6 protein-coding genes and 2 pseudogenes are annotated in these 19070 nt (G+C 64.0%); 2 read left to right on the top strand and 6 right to left on the bottom strand.

Annotated features, from left to right (window positions below; genetic code table 11):
* Positions 1-292: 292 nt before the first annotated feature.
* Positions 293-670: a hypothetical protein gene (locus ACP2YO_RS20875; RefSeq protein ID WP_426442482.1), complete on the top strand. Its 378-nt coding sequence runs from the start codon at positions 293-295 to the stop codon at positions 668-670.
* A 49-nt stretch (positions 671-719) separates the two neighbouring features.
* On the opposite strand, the gene ACP2YO_RS20870 is transcribed toward ACP2YO_RS20875, so the two are convergent.
* Together ACP2YO_RS20870 and ACP2YO_RS20865 are read right to left on the bottom strand one after the other, a co-directional pair.
* The gene (locus ACP2YO_RS20870) at positions 720-977 is read right to left on the bottom strand and encodes a hypothetical protein (RefSeq protein ID WP_426442481.1); all 258 of its coding nucleotides are present in this window, start codon (positions 975-977) and stop codon (positions 720-722) included.
* Between the two features lie 1139 nt (positions 978-2116).
* The gene (locus tag ACP2YO_RS20865) at positions 2117-2743 is read right to left on the bottom strand and encodes a hypothetical protein (protein WP_426442480.1); all 627 of its coding nucleotides are present in this window, start codon (positions 2741-2743) and stop codon (positions 2117-2119) included.
* A gap of 206 nt (positions 2744-2949) precedes the next feature.
* On the opposite strand from ACP2YO_RS20865, the pseudogene ACP2YO_RS20860 reads away from it, so the two are divergent.
* A pseudogene (locus ACP2YO_RS20860) lies at positions 2950-3152 on the top strand (ERF family protein); the annotation flags it as partial.
* A 294-nt stretch (positions 3153-3446) separates the two neighbouring features.
* Here the strand turns inward: ACP2YO_RS20860 and ACP2YO_RS20855 are convergent.
* The 4 genes and pseudogenes from ACP2YO_RS20855 to ACP2YO_RS20840 all read right to left on the bottom strand — a co-directional run bounded on the left by ACP2YO_RS20855 (position 3447) and on the right by ACP2YO_RS20840 (position 18990).
* Positions 3447-4745, bottom strand: coding sequence for an HlyD family type I secretion periplasmic adaptor subunit (locus tag ACP2YO_RS20855; RefSeq protein ID WP_426442479.1), 1299 nt, complete (start codon positions 4743-4745; stop codon positions 3447-3449).
* Between the two features lie 131 nt (positions 4746-4876).
* Complete coding sequence (locus tag ACP2YO_RS20850; RefSeq protein WP_426443268.1) at positions 4877-6952, bottom strand: type I secretion system permease/ATPase; 2076 nt, start codon at positions 6950-6952, stop codon at positions 4877-4879.
* 258 nt (positions 6953-7210) lie between these two features.
* Positions 7211-7537 (bottom strand): annotated as a pseudogene (locus ACP2YO_RS20845) (cysteine peptidase family C39 domain-containing protein); the annotation flags it as partial.
* Positions 7538-7605: 68 nt separating this feature from the next.
* The gene (locus ACP2YO_RS20840) at positions 7606-18990 is read right to left on the bottom strand and encodes a DUF4347 domain-containing protein (RefSeq protein WP_426442478.1); all 11385 of its coding nucleotides are present in this window, start codon (positions 18988-18990) and stop codon (positions 7606-7608) included.
* Positions 18991-19070 lie beyond the last annotated feature (80 nt).

The raw sequence follows: 19070 nt of genomic DNA, 5'->3' as shown, positions 1-19070 counted from the left end.
ATCTACCCCGACCACTTGCAGTTTAATTGTGGCCAGTAAAGGTTAACGGCGGCGCGCAAGATGCTGCTTAATTATCTTCTCCTTCACTGAGGCAAACCGGCAACACCGAACGCAAATCTCGCCTCGTCCTCGTGAAAGAAAGAGGCCCGCGAGCCGTGACGTAAAGGTGATTTGAAAGCGGTATTCGCCTCGGTCGGGGTGAACTCCAAGGCGCGACGCTCCCATTTAATTGACGTTCGGAGTAATTTTTGCTCTCTTGGCACTAGTTTTTTTGGCTTCTCGGGGGGCGGCGATGCGCATTGGGCTTGGCACATTCTTTTCAGCCGCGGCTTTTCTGGGATTGTCCTTGTTCGCGGGCCCGGCACCAGCAGCGGATCTCGGTCTGATGGCCTCGGGCCCACGCTCGATCGGAAACTGCTCCGAGCTGGTCTTTACCTGCGAGAATGGCCGACAGTATCCGCTTTGCCCGATTGCGGTGTCGATTGCCGGAGAAGTCGTTACCGGCTCCCTTCACCTCGGCCACCATGGCGCGACACATGTCCGGATGATCCCCATGGGCGTCGGCTATCGCTACGCCGGGCGCGGGATCTGGCTGGACGGCTTCCGGGAGAACGCGCTGCTGAACTTCGGCAAGCACAGTCAGGTCGCCTGCACACTGCAGCGCTCGTGAGGCAGGACCCGTCAAGTTATCGACGTGCCTGCGCCGATCAAGGCTAAGCCTAGCCCTTGGTGCGCAGCACAGCCCCCGTCCGACGCGGATACATGTAGGCCTTGGGGTGCACGTAGATCGGGCAGGTATTCTGCCACTGATATTGCTGCCAATTCCATTTCAGGCAACCGGTCTCCATCTGCGGATCGTATCCCCAATCGAGCCGGTACGGCTCGTCACCGAAGGGATAAGGTCCGCTAACGGCTGGACCGCTTGAAAGGGCCATCAGCGAAAGAGCGGCAGCGACGGCAAACAATGACTTCTGCATGGCAAACCTCAATTTCGCGGCGGCGCTAATTTGACGGAGGGTGCCAAACGCAGAGCTCTTTATCAAGCGCCGATCGAGCATAGCGATCGCAGCCTGCCTTCCACATCGGAAATTCCGTCTGAGCTCCGAGCCTTCCGATCATTGCTTTTGTGGCTGTACAATTGGATGGACCGCGCGAGTGTAAGAACACGCGGAAAAAGCCAGACAGGGAACCGAGCAGCAGGAAGCTCGCCAAAACAAGCCAGCGGGCAGATTCAGCGGCCAACAAAGGCAACGCCGGAGTTGAACCGCGCGCCGACCTAGGCGCGCTGAACCTGTCGCGCGAGGAAATCCAGGTGATTCGGGAATACATCAAAACCCGCGCCGTTCGCCGAACCGTCGGCACCCGCCGTCGCGGTCCCGATCACGGGCACGATCCCGTTCCCCTCGCCGGTTCGCTCGGATCTCCCCAAGGGAGGAGCTCGCCGCTGGAGAGCTCTCCATGTTTGAGAGATTGGGTTTAAAGATATTGCTCGTCTGATATCACCGGCGCCAGGCTCTGAATTTGTTCGTAAAATTTGGGTTCGTTCCGCCTATTCGCGTCGTGAGGACATTTGAACCCACAAGGGCGTTAGGCGCGCCGGCCGGAACGCGCCAATTGGGTTCGTTCTGCCATTTGTAGGAGGTCAGGTTGGCAGCGCTGCTGTGGCGATTTGTTTCGAATCTCCTTCTTCAGCTTGGAGTAGGTAGCGGTGCTGTCGCCTGAGCCTCGACAACGCTCTGGTCTCGTACCGGCTGATTCTCTCGATGGCGTGCAACGCCTTCTCGAAGTCCTCACAGGTCGAAGGTTGCAAGTCATCCATCGTCAAGAATACGTCGTGACGGGCCGATCGTATCCGCCGCAAGTCGAAATGACATTTGGCGAGGCTGCGCGATTGCTCGAGCCGCAAGAAGTCATCGCTCCCTTGAGCTAGAATTGCCGCCAGGCACTCGATCTCACTTCCTGCTTCAGGATCGTCTTCGATGGGCGTGGCGAGGCCATGCCGCCGTGCGTTGTTACTTGAACGTGACTTGCCTCCCGGAGTCCGTGGACCGGTACTCCGGGAGGCGTTGCTTCGGTTGGATTCGATTTTGCGAGCGGAGGTCACGATTGTGCTCGGCTAATTCGGTCCGATCTGCTTGGGCTGGGGGACCTTGGCCGCCGCCGCATCGAGGCGGTCATCCAGCGCCTTGCGGGCGCGGTTGGCAAACTCCCTGCGCACGTACACTTGTTTCAGCATGACCTGGAGCTGCCCGCGCGCCGAAGCTAAAAACCGGTCGATTTTCGAGAGCGGTTCGATTGCTTCCAAAAATGCCCCCGCGTTGATGGCTTCTTCATCATAGCCACGCTGGGCCAGGCGCGGCTCGAGAGCCCGGCGAAACTCCGGATTTGCGTAGCACTCGTCGGCCTCTGTGTTCGCCATCGCGACGACAACCGGCGAGGGCTGCGTGGGGAGACGGCTGGGGTGTGTATCCCACAGTGCCGTCACGAGCGCTTGTCGGCGATTGAGATTGAGGATAGCGCCCTTCCAGGCTCGATAACGCGCGATTTCCCAAAACAGCCCGACGATATCGGCTGCCACCAGCCACTCCGAAGCCTCCTCGGGACAGATCTCCTCAACCATGAGGTCGAACAGTGCATAGTAATCTTTCTCGGATTCGCCCGGCAGCAACCGCGGGCACTTGATGAACGGTTCGAGCTCGCGCGGGACCCTCGCATCTTTTTTGGAAGTGAGGTTGTTTTGCATCGTGATAATTTCCTACGAATTAAATGAGGTGATCAAGCCTCGTGAATCTCAAGTTGGATCTGTCTCGAAATCCACGCTAGACCAGATCAAAGCTGATTGCCTTTCTCCGTGCACAGATTTGATATTTTTCTTTCTCATTCGATCCGCCGCGTTGAGATCCAAAGCGCGCGCGCAGTGGCGACGGGATCGATCGCCCCGCTTACCCACTGCTTACGCATTCGTCCGGCGAATGGATCTCGTCAGACTGGGCGGAATGCCCGGTCAGCGATACCAACGCCCCGCATCGATGGGCGCCGCCCTCACCTATGCTCAGCGCTATGCGCTCTTCACTTTGGTTGGAATTGCCGGCGAGGATGATCCCGATGCGCAGGACGTGCCGGCGCTGACTGCCGACGCACTGGTACTCGCTGCGAACGGTCATGGACCATCGACCCGACAAAACCAATGGATATGCGGCAGCATCCGTTCCCGCAGGCTGCACCGCGCCGGGACCGAAACCACCTGGTGGGCGAATACCGGCATCGGGCCGATCGGCATCGCGGGCAAGCTTTGGATCGAGGCCCATCCGCTCCGAGACTCAGCGAGTGCGCAGGCGGGGTAACGCAGCGCCCGGTCCTTCCGTCACGACGAGCGGAGACCGCCGCAACGGGCTGAAAAGCACGGGTCCCAAAACCGACAGCGGCAGGCAAAGATGCAGCGCGCCCTATCGTTCTCGAAGCATCTCCTGCTTATATCTGATGATCGGCGACATCAGATAGCTGATGATCCTCCGCGATCCGGTCTTGATCTCCACGGTGACCGCCATGCCAGGGGCCAAATTAACGAGCTTGTCTTCCACCTGCATCTGTGTGCGGTCAAGCGAAACCCGGGCCGCGTAGTTCATCTCCTGACCCTTGGGCTCGCTGCTGGTCGTCTCGGCGCCCGGCGTCTTGTCGTTGGATTTGTCCTGCGGCTTATCGCGCGTGATGGCATCCCGCGAGACGTTGATCACTTCACCGTGAAGGAGCCCGTATCGGGTAAAGCTGAAGGTGTCGATTTTGACTTCAGCCGCCTGACCCGCGTGCACGAAACCGATGTCGCGGTTCGACACCATCGCCTCGATTTCCAGACGGCTTTCGAGCGGCACCACTGCGAGCAGTGCCTGGCCCGGTGTTACCACGCCACCGATCGTGTGAACGGCCAGCTGCTGCACCACGCCGTCTACCGGTGCGGCCAGCGCTTGCAGCTTGGTCCGCTGTTCGGCCTTGATCACGTCCTGCGCCAGGCCGGCGGCCTTCGCTTCGGCCTTGGCCAGCTCCTCAAACCGGGTGCGGCGGAACTCGGCTGCCGTCTGCGCGCGGGTTTCGATCAGCGCTGCGACGGCTGCGTCGGCTTCCTGGAATTTGCTCTTCTGGATGAGGACCTCCTGCTGGAGTCCAACGAGATCCTGGTAATCAGTGAGCCACACGACTTTGGAGCCCAGATCCTTGTCATAAAGATATTTACGGATATCAACCTTTTGCGCCAGCACGGGGATGGTGGTCTCAAGCTTGGTGATCGCGGCTGTAATGGTCCCGCGCTCCGCCTCTTTCTGTCGTATTTGCAGATCGAGCGCGGCAAGCTTTCCCTGCTGTTCGGCGATCTGGCTGATCAGGAACTGGCGATTCATTTCGATCAGCGATGGGCTGGCACCCTCCGGCGGATGGAATTCCCTATTTGCATCGACGCTGCCGGACAATACCGCGCGAAGCCGGGCAACCTCGAGCGCAGCGGAGACCAGGTCGCTCTTCATATGGTCACGCTCGGCTTCCGTTATGGTCGGATCAAGCTCGACCAAGACCTCGCCGGCCTTGACGCCCTGACCGTCGCGCACATGGATCGCGCGCACGACACCGGTCTCAAACGGCTGAATGACCTTGGTGCGGCCGCTCGGAATGACCTTGCCCGGCGCCGTGGCAACGATATCGACGGTGCCAAATGAGGCCCATGCCAGTGCGAGGCAGAATACCGCGATCACGGTCATCCCGATCGCCCGGCCGATCGGCGAGGGTGGCGTCTCGACAATCTCGAGCGCCGCCGGCAGGAACGCGAGTTCGCTCTCGCTGCGTCGAATAACTTCCTTTTTCGGAAACGGAATGACTTTCTGAGCGGTTGTCACTGGATGCCCGCCTGCAGGTAGTGCAGCTTGGCATAGCGGCCGTTGCTGCGGATGAGTTGGTCATGGCTGCCATCTTCGACGATACGGCCGCGTTCGATGGTGATGATGCGATCGGCGTGGCGTACCGTAGACAGCCGGTGGGCGATAACAAAGACTGTTCGCCCCCTGCAAATTTCCTTCATGTTTTCCTGTATGGCCCGCTCGCTTTCGTAATCGAGCGCGCTGGTCGCTTCATCGAAGATCAAGATGCGCGGATTCGACATAAGGGCGCGGGCAATCGCAATGCGCTGCCGCTGTCCCCCCGATAGGCTGTTGCCGCGCTCACCAATGATCGTGTCATAGCCCTCGGTCAGCTCCAGGATAAAGTCGTGGGCGCCGGCAAGCTTGGCCGCCGCAATGATCCGCTCCACCGGCACCGCCGGGTCGGCTAACGCAATATTCTCGGCTACTGAACAATTGAACAGCACGTTCTCCTGCAGCACGACCCCGATCTGACGCCGCAGCCAGGCGAGATCGACCATCGTGAGATCAACTCCATCAACCAGCACGCGCCCGCTTTCCGGTACGTAGAGCCGCTGCACGAGTTTGGCCAGTGTGCTCTTGCCGGAACCGGAAGAGCCGACGATTCCGACGACCTGGCCGGGCGCTACATTGAAGCTGACGTCGTGCAAAATCTCCGAAGCGTCAACACGGTAGCGGAACGTCACGTGCTCGAAGCTAACCTCGCCGCGAATCGCCGGGAGTGCGGCACGCCCCGGACTGAAGCTCGGCTCCGGCATGGTGTTGAGGATGTCGCCAAGCCGCGCCACCGAAAGACGGGCCTGGTGGAAGTCCTGCCACATCTGCGCCAAACGCAACACCGGCGCGCTGACGCGGGCGGCCAGCATGTTGAAGGCGACGAGTTCGCCGACCGAAAGGTCGCCTTCGATAACGAGCTTGGCACCAAAATAAAGGATCAAGACAATCGTCACCTTGTTGATCAGCTGGACAGCCTGGCTTGCCGTGTTGTTGAGGCTGATGACCCGGAAGCTCGCCGCCACATAGCCTGCGAGCTGTTCTTCCCAGCGCCGCTGCATTTGCGGCTCGACCGCCATCGCTTTGAGCGTCTCGACGCCAGTGACGCTTTCGACCAGAAAGGCCTGGTTCTCGGAACCACGGCGGAATTTTTCGTCAAGCCGGCGTCGGAACGCCGGTGTCGCGCCAGCCGAGATCGCGATGTAAAATGGAAAAGCGCCGAGCACGACGAAGGTCAACTGCGGCGCATAGTAGAACATCACCGCAATGAACACGAAGGTAAACAACAGGTCGATCACAAGCGTCAGCGCGGAGCTTGTAAGAAACTGCCGGATGTTCTCAAGCTCGCGCACCCGTGCCACCGAGTCGCCGACGCGCCGCGCCTGAAAATAGGCGATAGGGAGCGCCAGCAAGTGACGAAACAACCGGGCACCAAGCTCTACATCGATACGGTTTGTGGTGTGGGCAAACATGTAGGTGCGCAACGTGCCGAGGATGGCTTCGAAGAGCGAGATGCCCAACAGGCCGATCGCCAATACGTCGAGCGTGCTCATGCTGCGATGCACGAGCACCTTGTCGATGACGACCTGAAAGAACAGTGGCGAAACGAGCGCAAGCAATTGCAGGAAGAACGACGCGACCAGCACCTCGCTAAGGAGATGGCGGTATTTGTGGATCGCCCCCATAAACCAGGTGATATCAAAGCGGCGCCCGAGATCGGCCAGTGTCGCCCGGCGCGCCATCAGCACCAGCCGACCATCCCAGATCGCCTCCAGTTGTGCGCGCGTCATCGCTTCGGGTTTCGATGATGACGGGCGCTGGACGAGGATCGTGTCTTCGGCCACCTTGCCGAGAATGAGAAATCCGCCGTCGCGCAGTGTTGCAATCCCAGGTAACGGTGTCGCAGACAAGCGCTCCCAACTCGTGGTGCTGATGCGCGCCTTGAGACCGAGCTCCTTCGCGCAACGCAGCATTTGGTTGACGCCGATCGTGACCATCCCGCATCGGTGGCGAATCTGCTCGGGGTCCGCGCCGATGCCATGAATACGTAACATCATGACAAGCGCGGCAAGCCCTGAATCGTCAGCTGCTATCGAATCGGCCTTGCCGACCGCGATCTCAGAATCAACAACGGCTCCGCCGGCCGGGATACCGGGCCGGGCAAAGGGACTACGCATACGCTGCGCCAGGCGGCGAACGCTCTCACGCATTTCGCCGAGCGACCGGAGCAGGCTGTTGGCCAAACCAGGCTGTTGACTCCGGTGCGCCACCGTCACGACGCGGCCATTCCACATGGATTCGAATTGCGCCCGCGTGAGCGTTTCGAGTTGCGGGGATGAGGGGTGCTGGATCAGCACCGTGTTATCGGTGATCTTGCCAAGAATGAGGAATCCGCCATCGCGCAACCCCGCAATCCCGGGCAGCGATACTCCGGAGAGCTGATCCCACTTCATCAGCTGCACCCGCGGGCGCAGCTCAAGGTCCTTGGCGCAGCGGACCATTTCCTTGACGCCGATCGCCTTCCTCCCGAAACGCTCGCGAACCTGAGCGGCGTCGACCTTGAGGCCGTAAAAGCGCAGCAGCAAAACCAGGGTGAAAAGCCCGGGATCATCAGCTCTGATTTGGTCGGTCTTTATCGGCATCTACTCGCCTGCCCTCAGCCTTGAGCCACCGGAGTTGTACCCGTCAGGCTTCGCTGCACACATCAAAATCACGACGTTTGGTTAGGATTGGTGATTAACGGAGCGCTGGTCGTGCCTGCGGCCGGATCAGCATAGGTAACGATCGTGCCGGCGCCTGAATCGTTGCCAACGTGGAAGCCCGCCGCGGCATACTGCCCGAACAAGGCAATGCTGGCGCTGTGCGTCCCGTCGCTGATACTCAGCGTGCCGCCAGTGCCGTTGGTGTTGGCCGCATACCCGAGCGTCGAATTGGCGCCGAAGGCGATATCCGTGAGATCCAGAGCGTCGCCGGACGTAAATCCTGAGACGGAGCCAGTGAAGCTGGACGACTGGTCGAGCTTGAGCGTCCCGGTCGCTCCAGCGGCGAAGCTCGCGGCCTCGGCCGAGGCCGCGCCGAACTCGAGCGTTGCAGCACCAGAAATCGTCGCGGTGCCGTTGCCCGTGACTGCTCCCTCGAGGGTAAGGTTGCCTCCATTCGCCGACAGACTGCCGGAATTGTCGACGGCACTGTTAACGATCAGCCCGCCGCCTCCGGTCGCCTCGAGGGTGCCGGAATTGGCAATGATGTTGCTGCCGGTGTCGATGATGAGCGCGTTGGCCCCGGTGGCATCGATCGTGCCTTCGTTGACCAGGGTCATCTGCCCTTGGCCAAGCTGGCCGGCACCGGAGATGGTATTGTCGACATTGGTCAGCGTTGCGCCGGCCGCACCTCCGAAGATGACGTTCTGGCTGTTGTCCGAGAGCGTGACCTGACCGCCGCCCTGCAGCGTCACGCCCTGGACGATGATTTCGAGGTCCGTCTCGTCGCCGGTGGAATTGAGCGCAATGGTGCCGGTGTTGTCGATGGTGCCGCCCAGCGGCAGGATTGCGCCATCGCTCACCGTCATGGCGCCGGTATTGGTCGTGACCGGCTCCTGGTTGAAGACAAAGTCGCTCGCGGTTAGCGATGCCGGATCGACACCCTTTAGCATTATGGATTTGCCGGTGCCGATGGTGATCACCGCATTGCCGTTGATGTCGTCGGTTATGTTCGCTTGGATGTCAGCGAAGCTCGCGACGTTGTTGAAGCCGATCAGATCGATCTGGTCCGACGCGACGTTGAAATTGTAGATCGTGTCGTTGCCGATTGGCTGGGCAAAGACGAATTCATCGTTTGCGCCAGCTCCGGTGAGCGTATCGTCGCCGCTGACCGCGAAGATGGGCGCGCCCGGCGCATAGGCCTCGACGTTGTTCCCAAGGCTGGCCGTTCCCGCGCTGCCGTCGGCATTGGTCCAGTTCTCGGTCACCTGCAATAGCGCCGCCCCGTTGAAAGTAGCGGGCGTCGTAACCGTCAGCGTCGTGGGATCGCTGGTCTGCACCGTCCAGGTGCCGTTGCCGCTGGTGGTGCCCTGGTTGAGGCTCCAATCGGACGGAACCCCGGTGACTGTCAGCGTAATTGGACCCGCCGCTTGGCCTCCGGATGGATCCGTCAGACCTAGATTGATGGGATCTCCGGCGACGCCAGCCGGAGCCGCCGCTTCATTGACGCCCAGATGCGGCGAGAGGGTGACATCGGCACCAGTAGTGATGGCGTTATCGCCTCCCGCGTCTTTGATCGTGCCACCATTCAGATTGACCGCAGTTATTGCGAGGGCCGTGGTTTTATCTGCGGAGTTCGGTACTGTGTAGGTGAAGACAAGTTCGTTCGTGCCGGAGCCACTCGTAAAGAGAGCGGTATCAGCAGTACCCACGTTCAAATTCAAAAACGGCGAACCGGTTACCGTGACGACCTCGCTGAAAGTGAGCGTTATGGTGGCCGTGTCTTTGTGATTGATTTCGGTGGTTCCGGTGGAGTCCGTATACGTAACGTTAGTCACGGTCGGCGCCGTCGAGTTGACCGTCACGGTCAGGTTCTCGCTTGCCGAGCCGCCTTCCGCGTTGGTTGCTGTGACTCCCAACGTACCACTGCCCGCGTTTGTGGCTGTGATCATCAGATTGCCGAGGCCGCCAAGCGCGGTGAGCTGAGCCTGGCTGATCGTCAAGGTAGTGCCGCTCAGCGTCCCGGCATTGAACGTCGCCCCACTCGGTACCCTGGTGATCGTCACCGTCAAGCTGTCGTCGCTGTCGAAGGCCGACAGGCTCAGACCCAGCGCGGTCGCCGTATTCTCCGTCACCGTGATCGACGAGCTGGTTTCACCCAGCGTCGGATTCTCCGCCGCCGGATTGACCGTGGTCGAACCGCTCTCGGTCGTCATGCTGCCGCCGTCGTCGTTGATCGTCACCGTCTCCGTGTAGGTGCCTTGCTCGGCGTATTGATGCGAGCCGCTCACCGCATAGGAGCCATTGCTGCCCGACACGGCGCTGCTGGTGAATGTCTGGGTCGCCGTGCCGTCGCCCCAGTTGATCGTGCCCGAGAAGTCGCTCGGCGTGGCGCCCAGGTTGGCGTCGGTGAAGGTCGCCGACAGCGTCGTTGCGGTCGTGCCCTCGACGCCGCCGCCCGCCGTCACCGTCCCCGCGCTCAGCGCCGCGTCGGCAACCGTGGTCGTGCCGGTGTCGGTCGTCGTGCTGCCGCCGGCGTCGTTGATCGTCACCGTCTCCGTGTAGGAGCCTTGCTCGGCGTATTGATGCGAGCCGCTCACCGCATAGGAGCCATTGCTGCCCGAAACGGCGCTGCTGGTGAATGTCTGGGTCGCCGTGCCGTCGCCCCAGTTGATCGTGCCCGAGAAGTCGCTGGCCGGCGCGCCCAGGTTGGCGTCGGTGAAGGTCGCCGACAGCGTCGTTGCGGTCGTGCCCTCGACGCCGCCGCCCGCCGTCACCGTCCCCGCGCTCAGCGCCGCGTCGGCAACCGTGGTCGTGCCGGTGTCGGTCGTCGTGCTGCCGCCGGCGTCGTTGATCGTCACCGTCTCCGTGTAGCTGCCTTGCTCGGCGTATTGATGCGAGCCGCTCACCGCATAGGAGCCATTGCTGCCCGACACGGCGCTGCTGGTGAATGTCTGGGTCGCCGTGCCGTCGCCCCAGTTGATGGTGCCCGAGAAGTCGCTGGCCGGCGCGCCCAGGTTGGCGTCGGTGAAGGTCGCCGACAGCGTCGTTGCGGTCGTGCCCTCGACGCCGCCGCCCGCCGTCACCGTCCCCGCGCTCAGCGCCGCGTCGGCAACCGTGGTCGTGCCGGTGTCGGTCGTCGTGCTGCCGCCGGCGTCGTTGATCGTCACCGTCTCCGTGTAGCTGCCTTGCTCGGCGTATTGATGCGAGCCGCTCACCGCATAGGAGCCATTGCTGCCCGACACGGCGCTGCTGGTGAATGTCTGGGTCGCCGTGCCGTCGCCCCAGTTGATCGTGCCCGAGAAGTCGCTCGGCGTGGCGCCCTTATTGGCGTCGGTGAAGGTCGCCGACAGCGTCGTTGCGGTCGTGCCCTCGACGCCGCCGCCCGCCGTCACCGTCCCCGCGCTCAGCGCCGCGTCGGCAACCGTGGTCGTGCCGGTGTCGGTCGTCGTGCTGCCGCCGGCGTCGTTGATCGTCACCGTCTCCGTGTAGCTGCCTTGCTCGGCGTATTGATGCGAGCCGCTCACCGCATAGGAGCCATTGCTGCCCGAAACGGCGCTGCTGGTGAATGTCTGGGTCGCCGTGCCGTCGCCCCAGTTGATGGTGCCCGAGAAGTCGCTGGCCGGCGCGCCCAGGTTGGCGTCGGTGAAGGTCGCCGACAGCGTCGTTGCGGTCGTGCCCTCGACGCCGCCGCCCGCCGTCACCGTCCCCGCGCTCAGCGCCGCGTCGGCAACCGTGGTCGTGCCGGTGTCGGTCGTCGTGCTGCCGCCGACGTCGTTGATCGTCACCGTCTCCGTGTAGCTGCCTTGCTCGGCGTATTGATGCGAGCCGCTCACCGCATAGGAGCCATTGCTGCCCGACACGGCGCTGCTGGTGAATGTCTGGGTCGCCGTGCCGTCGCCCCAGTTGATGGTGCCCGAGAAGTCGCTGGCCGGCGCGCCCAGGTTGGCGTCGGTGAAGGTCGCCGACAGCGTCGTTGCGGTCGTGCCCTCGACGCCGCCGCCCGCCGTCACCGTCCCCGCGCTCAGCGCCGCGTCGGCAACCGTGGTCGTGCCGGTGTCGGTCGTCGTGCTGCCGCCGGCGTCGTTGATCGTCACCGTCTCCGTGTAGCTGCCTTGCTCGGCGTATTGATGCGAGCCGCTCACCGCATAGGAGCCATTGCTGCCCGACACGGCGCTGCTGGTGAATGTCTGGGTCGCCGTGCCGTCGCCCCAGTTGATGGTGCCCGAGAAGTCGCTGGCCGGCGCGCCCAGGTTGGCGTCGGTGAAGGTCGCCGACAGCGTCGTTGCGGTCGTGCCCTCGACGCCGCCGCCCGCCGTCACCGTCCCCGCGCTCAGCGCCGCGTCGGCAACCGTGGTCGTGCCGGTGTCGGTCGTCGTGCTGCCGCCGGCGTCGTTGATCGTCACCGTCTCCGTGTAGCTGCCTTGCTCGGCGTATTGATGCGAGCCGCTCACCGCATAGGAGCCATTGCTGCCCGACACGGCGCTGCTGGTGAATGTCTGGGTCGCCGTGCCGTCGCCCCAGTTGATGGTGCCCGAGAAGTCGCTGGCCGGCGCGCCCAGGTTGGCGTCGGTGAAGGTCGCCGACAGCGTCGTTGCGGTCGTGCCCTCGACGCCGCCGCCCGCCGTCACCGTCCCCGCGCTCAGCGCCGCGTCGGCAACCGTGGTCGTGCCGGTGTCGGTCGTCGTGCTGCCGCCGGCGTCGTTGATCGTCACCGTCTCCGTGTAGCTGCCTTGCTCGGCGTATTGATGCGAGCCGCTCACCGCATAGGAGCCATTGCTGCCCGACACGGCGCTGCTGGTGAATGTCTGGGTCGCCGTGCCGTCGCCCCAGTTGATCGTGCCCGAGAAGTCGCTCGGCGTGGCGCCCAGGTTGGCGTCGGTGAAGGTCGCCGACAGCGTCGTTGCGGTCGTGCCCTCGACGCCGCCGCCCGCCGTCACCGTCCCCGCGCTCAGCGCCGCGTCGGCAACCGTGGTCGTGCCGGTGTCGGTCGTCGTGCTGCCGCCGACGTCGTTGATCGTCACCGTCTCCGTGTAGCTGCCTTGCTCGGCGTATTGATGCGAGCCGCTCACCGCATAGGAGCCATTGCTGCCCGACACGGCGCTGCTGGTGAATGTCTGGGTCGCCGTGCCGTCGCCCCAGTTGATGGTGCCCGAGAAGTCGCTGGCCGGCGCGCCCAGGTTGGCGTCGGTGAAGGTCGCCGACAGCGTCGTTGCGGTCGTGCCCTCGACGCCGCCGCCCGCCGTCACCGTCCCCGCGCTCAGCGCCGCGTCGGCAACCGTGGTCGTGCCGGTGTCGGTCGTCGTGCTGCCGCCGGCGTCGTTGATCGTCACCGTCTCCGTGTAGCTGCCTTGCTCGGCGTATTGATGCGAGCCGCTCACCGCATAGGAGCCATTGCTGCCCGAAACGGCGCTGCTGGTGAATGTCTGGGTCGCCGTGCCGTCGCCCCAGTTGATGGTGCCCGAGAAGTCGCTGGCCGGCGCGCCCAGGTTGGCGTCGGTGAAGGTCGCCGACAGCGTCGTTGCGGTCGTGCCCTCGACGCCGCCGCCCGCCGTCACCGTCCCCGCGCTCAGCGCCGCGTCGGCAACCGTGGTCGTGCCGGTGTCGGTCGTCGTGCTGCCGCCGACGTCGTTGATCGTCACCGTCTCCGTGTAGCTGCCTTGCTCGGCGTATTGATGCGAGCCGCTCACCGCATAGGAGCCATTGCTGCCCGACACGGCGCTGCTGGTGAATGTCTGGGTCGCCGTGCCGTCGCCCCAGTTGATCGTGCCCGAGAAGTCGCTCGGCGTGGCGCCCTTATTGGCGTCGGTGAAGGTCGCCGACAGCGTCGTTGCGGTCGTGCCCTCGACGCCGCCGCCCGCCGTCACCGTCCCCGCGCTCAGCGCCGCGTCGGCAACCGTGGTCGTGCCGGTGTCGGTCGTCGTGCTGCCGCCGGCGTCGTTGATCGTCACCGTCTCCGTGTAGCTGCCTTGCTCGGCGTATTGATGCGAGCCGCTCACCGCATAGGAGCCATTGCTGCCCGAAACGGCGCTGCTGGTGAATGTCTGGGTCGCCGTGCCGTCGCCCCAGTTGATGGTGCCCGAGAAGTCGCTGGCCGGCGCGCCCAGGTTGGCGTCGGTGAAGGTCGCCGACAGCGTCGTTGCGGTCGTGCCCTCGACGCCGCCGCCCGCCGTCACCGTCCCCGCGCTCAGCGCCGCGTCGGCAACCGTGGTCGTGCCGGTGTCGGTCGTCGTGCTGCCGCCGGCGTCGTTGATCGTCACCGTCTCCGTGTAGCTGCCTTGCTCGGCGTATTGATGCGAGCCGCTCACCGCATAGGAGCCATTGCTGCCCGAAACGGCGCTGCTGGTGAATGTCTGGGTCGCCGTGCCGTCGCCCCAGTTGATGGTGCCCGAGAAGTCGCTGGCCGGCGCGCCCAGGTTGGCGTCGGTGAAGGTCGCCGACAGCGTCGTTGCGGTCGTGCCCTCGACGCCGCCGCCCGCCGTCACCGTCCCCGCGCTCAGCGCCGCGTCGGCAACCGTGGTCGTGCCGGTGTCGGTCGTCGTGCTGCCGCCGGCGTCGTTGATCGTCACCGTCTCCGTGTAGCTGCCTTGCTCGGCGTATTGATGCGAGCCGCTCACCGCATAGGAGCCATTGCTGCCCGACACGGCGCTGCTGGTGAATGTCTGGGTCGCCGTGCCGTCGCCCCAGTTGATGGTGCCCGAGAAGTCGCTGGCCGGCGCGCCCAGGTTGGCGTCGGTGAAGGTCGCCGACAGCGTCGTTGCGGTCGTGCCCTCGACGCCGCCGCCCGCCGTCACCGTCCCCGCGCTCAGCGCCGCGTCGGCAACCGTGGTCGTGCCGGTGTCGGTCGTCGTGCTGCCGCCGGCGTCGTTGATCGTCACCGTCTCCGTGTAGCTGCCTTGCTCGGCGTATTGATGCGAGCCGCTCACCGCATAGGAGCCATTGCTGCCCGACACGGCGCTGCTGGTGAATGTCTGGGTCGCCGTGCCGTCGCCCCAGTTGATCGTGCCCGAGAAGTCGCTCGGCGTGGCGCCCAGGTTGGCGTCGGTGAAGGTCGCCGACAGCGTCGTTGCGGTCGTGCCCTCGACGCCGCCGCCCGCCGTCACCGTCCCCGCGCTCAGCGCCGCGTCGGCAACCGTGGTCGTGCCGGTGTCGGTCGTCGTGCTGCCGCCGACGTCGTTGATCGTCACCGTCTCCGTGTAGCTGCCTTGCTCGGCGTATTGATGCGAGCCGCTCACCGCATAGGAGCCATTGCTGCCCGACACGGCGCTGCTGGTGAATGTCTGGGTCGCCGTGCCGTCGCCCCAGTTGATGGTGCCCGAGAAGTCGCTGGCCGGCGCGCCCAGGTTGGCGTCGGTGAAGGTCGCCGACAGCGTCGTTGCGGTCGTGCCCTCGACGCCGCCGCCCGCCGTCACCGTCCCCGCGCTCAGCGCCGCGTCGGCAACCGTGGTCGTGCCGGTGTCGGTCGTCGTGCTGCCGCCGGCGTCGTTGATCGTCACCGTCTCCGTGTAGCTGCCTTGCTCGGCGTATTGATGCGAGCCGCTCACCGCATAGGAGCCATTGCTGCCCGAAACGGCGCTGCTGGTGAATGTCTGGGTCGCCGTGCCGTCGCCCCAGTTGATGGTGCCCGAGAAGTCGCTGGCCGGCGCGCCCAGGTTGGCGTCGGTGAAGGTCGCCGACAGCGTCGTTGCGGTCGTGCCCTCGACGCCGCCGCCCGCCGTCACCGTCCCCGCGCTCAGCGCCGCGTCGGCAACCGTGGTCGTGCCGGTGTCGGTCGTCGTGCTGCCGCCGGCGTCGTTGATCGTCACCGTCTCCGTGTAGCTGCCTTGCTCGGCGTATTGATGCGAGCCGCTCACCGCATAGGAGCCATTGCTGCCCGAAACGGCGCTGCTGGTGAATGTCTGGGTCGCCGTGCCGTCGCCCCAGTTGATGGTGCCCGAGAAGTCGCTGGCCGGCGCGCCCAGGTTGGCGTCGGTGAAGGTCGCCGACAGCGTCGTTGCGGTCGTGCCCTCGACGCCGCCGCCCGCCGTCACCGTCCCCGCGCTCAGCGCCGCGTCGGCAACCGTGGTCGTGCCGGTGTCGGTCGTCGTGCTGCCGCCGGCGTCGTTGATCGTCACCGTCTCCGTGTAGCTGCCTTGCTCGGCGTATTGATGCGAGCCGCTCACCGCATAGGAGCCATTGCTGCCCGACACGGCGCTGCTGGTGAATGTCTGGGTCGCCGTGCCGTCGCCCCAGTTGATCGTGCCCGAGAAGTCGCTCGGCGTGGCGCCCTTATTGGCGTCGGTGAAGGTCGCCGACAGCGTCGTTGCGGTCGTGCCCTCGACGCCGCCGCCCGCCGTCACCGTCCCCGCGCTCAGCGCCGCGTCGGCAACCGTGGTCGTGCCGGTGTCGGTCGTCGTGCTGCCGCCGGCGTCGTTGATCGTCACCGTCTCCGTGTAGCTGCCTTGCTCGGCGTATTGATGCGAGCCGCTCACCGCATAGGAGCCATTGCTGCCCGAAACGGCGCTGCTGGTGAATGTCTGGGTCGCCGTGCCGTCGCCCCAGTTGATGGTGCCCGAGAAGTCGCTGGCCGGCGCGCCCAGGTTGGCGTCGGTGAAGGTCGCCGACAGCGTCGTTGCGGTCGTGCCCTCGACGCCGCCGCCCGCCGTCACCGTCCCCGCGCTCAGCGCCGCGTCGGCAACCGTGGTCGTGCCGGTGTCGGTCGTCGTGCTGCCGCCGACGTCCTTGATCGCCACGCTGACACTGTCGGTGCCGTCTTCCGCATAGACATGCGACAGGCCGCTCACCTTAAAGGTGCCGTTGCCATTGGCGGTAACGTTGCTGCTAGTGAAGGTCGACGTCTGGCCGTCGCCCCAGTTGATCGTGCCCGAGAAGTCGCTGGCCGGCGCATTGGCATTGGCGTCGCTGAAGGTCGCCGACAGCGTCGCCGCGGCCGTGCCCTCGACCCCGCCGCTCACCGTCACCGTTCCCGCCGTAAGCGCCGCGTCGGCAACCGTGGCGGTGCTGGTGGTGCTCGCCGTGCTGCCGCCAACGTCGTTGATCACCACGTTGATCGGGTCGCTGCCTTCCTCCGCATAGGTGTGGCTGCCGGCAACCGAATAGACGCCGTTGGTATAGCTGATGGTGCCGGTCGAGCTGTTACCGTCGCCCCAGTTGATGGTCGCGGTGAAGTCGCCCGAGTTGTTGCCCGAATTGCCGTCGGTGAAGGTGGCCACCGTCACCGAGCCGGTCGACAGACCCTCGGTGGCGCTGACGTTCTTCCCAGTCGCGGTAATGTCACCGCAACTCCCGACCGCGATCGCTTGCTCAATGGCGCCGTTGCCAAAGCTGTCAGTCGCGCTCAGCCTGATCGTATCGGGCGTATCGGGCGTGGCGACCATGTCCTTCAATGTCGTGAGGTCGGCGTTGACCTGAGCCAGCGTGCCGCTGATGGTCAGGCTCGTCCCGCCAGACCCGGTGATCGTGCCGCCACCGCCTGGAGCTAACGTGTTCGCCGACAGGTCGCCGGACTTGTCGCTCAGTGCAACCGTGAAGGTCTCGCCCGCGACGTTACCGGTTTCCGACAGGCTGACGCCGGGGATCAGCGTCGGCTGCCCGGGCGTGAGATTCTGCGCCCCCGGCACCGTTATCGCCGGCATCAGGCCAGAGATTTTGAGGGTCTGCCAGCCCGCGACCGTCAAGGGGGCAGTGTTCCCACCGAAATTGAACGTGTAGGTTTGATTAACGCCTGGATGGCCCGCCAGGAAGGCGTTGTAGCCACTGATCGCCGCCTGGATCGTCGCGTTCTGCGCCGAGGTATACAGGTTCGGGTTATACACGACCTCGAGCGTGTCGGTCCCGCCCTGGCCGTAATAGTAGTCGGCGCCGCCGCCCTTCCCGTAGTGATCCAACAGGTCGTAAATGCCGAGATCGTTGCCCTTGCCGGCATTGATCGTGCCGGCGCCCATGAGATCGAGTATGTCGTTGCCGGTGCCGCCGGTAATCGTGTCGGTGGTATTGTCGCCAACCAGCGTGTTGTTGCCGAGGCTGTTGGTGGCGTTGATCGTGCCAGTGCCGGCGCCGACGAGTTCGACCAGATCGCCGCCGGCGCTGTTGCTGAGATTGACCGTCACGGCGGCGGACGCCCCGGTGACGTCTACGACGTCGGTGCCGTCGCTGTTGTTGAGGTTGACGGTTGCGTTGACGCTGGTGGTGCCGGCGTTGCCGATGATGACGTCGTCATTGCCTACGCTGTTGTTGAGATTAACCGTCGCGATTATGGCGGCGCCGGTGATGTCGATGATGTCGGTGCCGCCCACAACACCGCTGTTGTTGTCATTGACCGTGGCGTTGACGCTGGTCGTGCCAACGATCGTTACGTCGTCGTTGCCCACACTGTTGTTGAGATTGACCGTCGCGATGACGGTGGCACCGGTGATGTCGATGCAGTCGTTGCCGGAGACGCCGGCAACGCCGCTGTTGTTGTCATTGACAGTGGCATTGACGGTCGTGCCGGCAATCGTTACGTCGTCGTTGCCGACGCTGTTGTTGAGATTGACCGTCGCGGTAACGTTGGTACCGGCGATGTCGATGTCATCGTTGCCAGAGACGCCCGCAACGCCACTGTTGTTGTCGTTGACCGTGGCATTGACGGTCGTGCCGTCGATGTCGATATCATCGTTGCCGGTGCTGTTGTTGAGGTTGACCGTCACCGAGTTGGCGTTGTTGATGTCGATCGCGTCGTTGCCGATGCTGTTGTTGGCGTTGACCGTGGTCGCGCCGCTGCCATCGGTGGTGACGGTATCGTTGCCGCTGCTGTTGTTAAGGTTGACCGTCGCATTTGTGGTGGTGATCGGCGCCAACGCAAGGTTCGCCGAGGTGTTATTGTCGTTGATGGTCGTCGAGGTGGTTGTCATCATCACACCGAAATAGGCCGCGGCCCCTTCCGCGGAGAGCGGCGCTAAGCTGCTTGAACCGACGTCGAGTGCCCACTGTCCTCCCATTGCCGCTGCACCGACGAGCTGCGTCGAAGCGGCCACCTGCGCACCCGCCAAACGCGCTAACGTGTGGACAAAGGCGGCGCCGCGCTCGCCCTGAGCCGTCTGGCAAGTCCACAATTGAAGTTCGCCATTGCCGATTCTCAGCCCGAGCTGCCCGAGATCATCGGAATGTTCCGCGATTGTCTCGACCGACAGCGCCCCTGCCCCGAACGACACTTCACCTGGTCGTCCATGAGCAATGACGTGGATTGCTTCGAGTCCTTCGCGACCTTGAACCGCGCGCGCCATCTGTCGCGGTGCAGGTTCATCGTTGGAGAGCAGGATCGGTTCGACATCGGGCCGGAGGCCAGCGATCAGCGTCTCGAGGTCATCGATGCCGCGGTCGATGAAGGCGATCTCACGCTTGTCACTTGCAGCCATAAACGCTCTCCACTGGACAGGATTGAGCCGGAGCGCGTCGGCGCCCGAAGTGTTCGTAGAGATTGAAGCAACCTGGGAAC

The organism is Bradyrhizobium genosp. P (genome assembly GCF_049949265.1).
Classification (GTDB): domain Bacteria; phylum Pseudomonadota; class Alphaproteobacteria; order Rhizobiales; family Xanthobacteraceae; genus Bradyrhizobium.
This window is presented reverse-complemented; position numbering and strand designations above follow the sequence as displayed.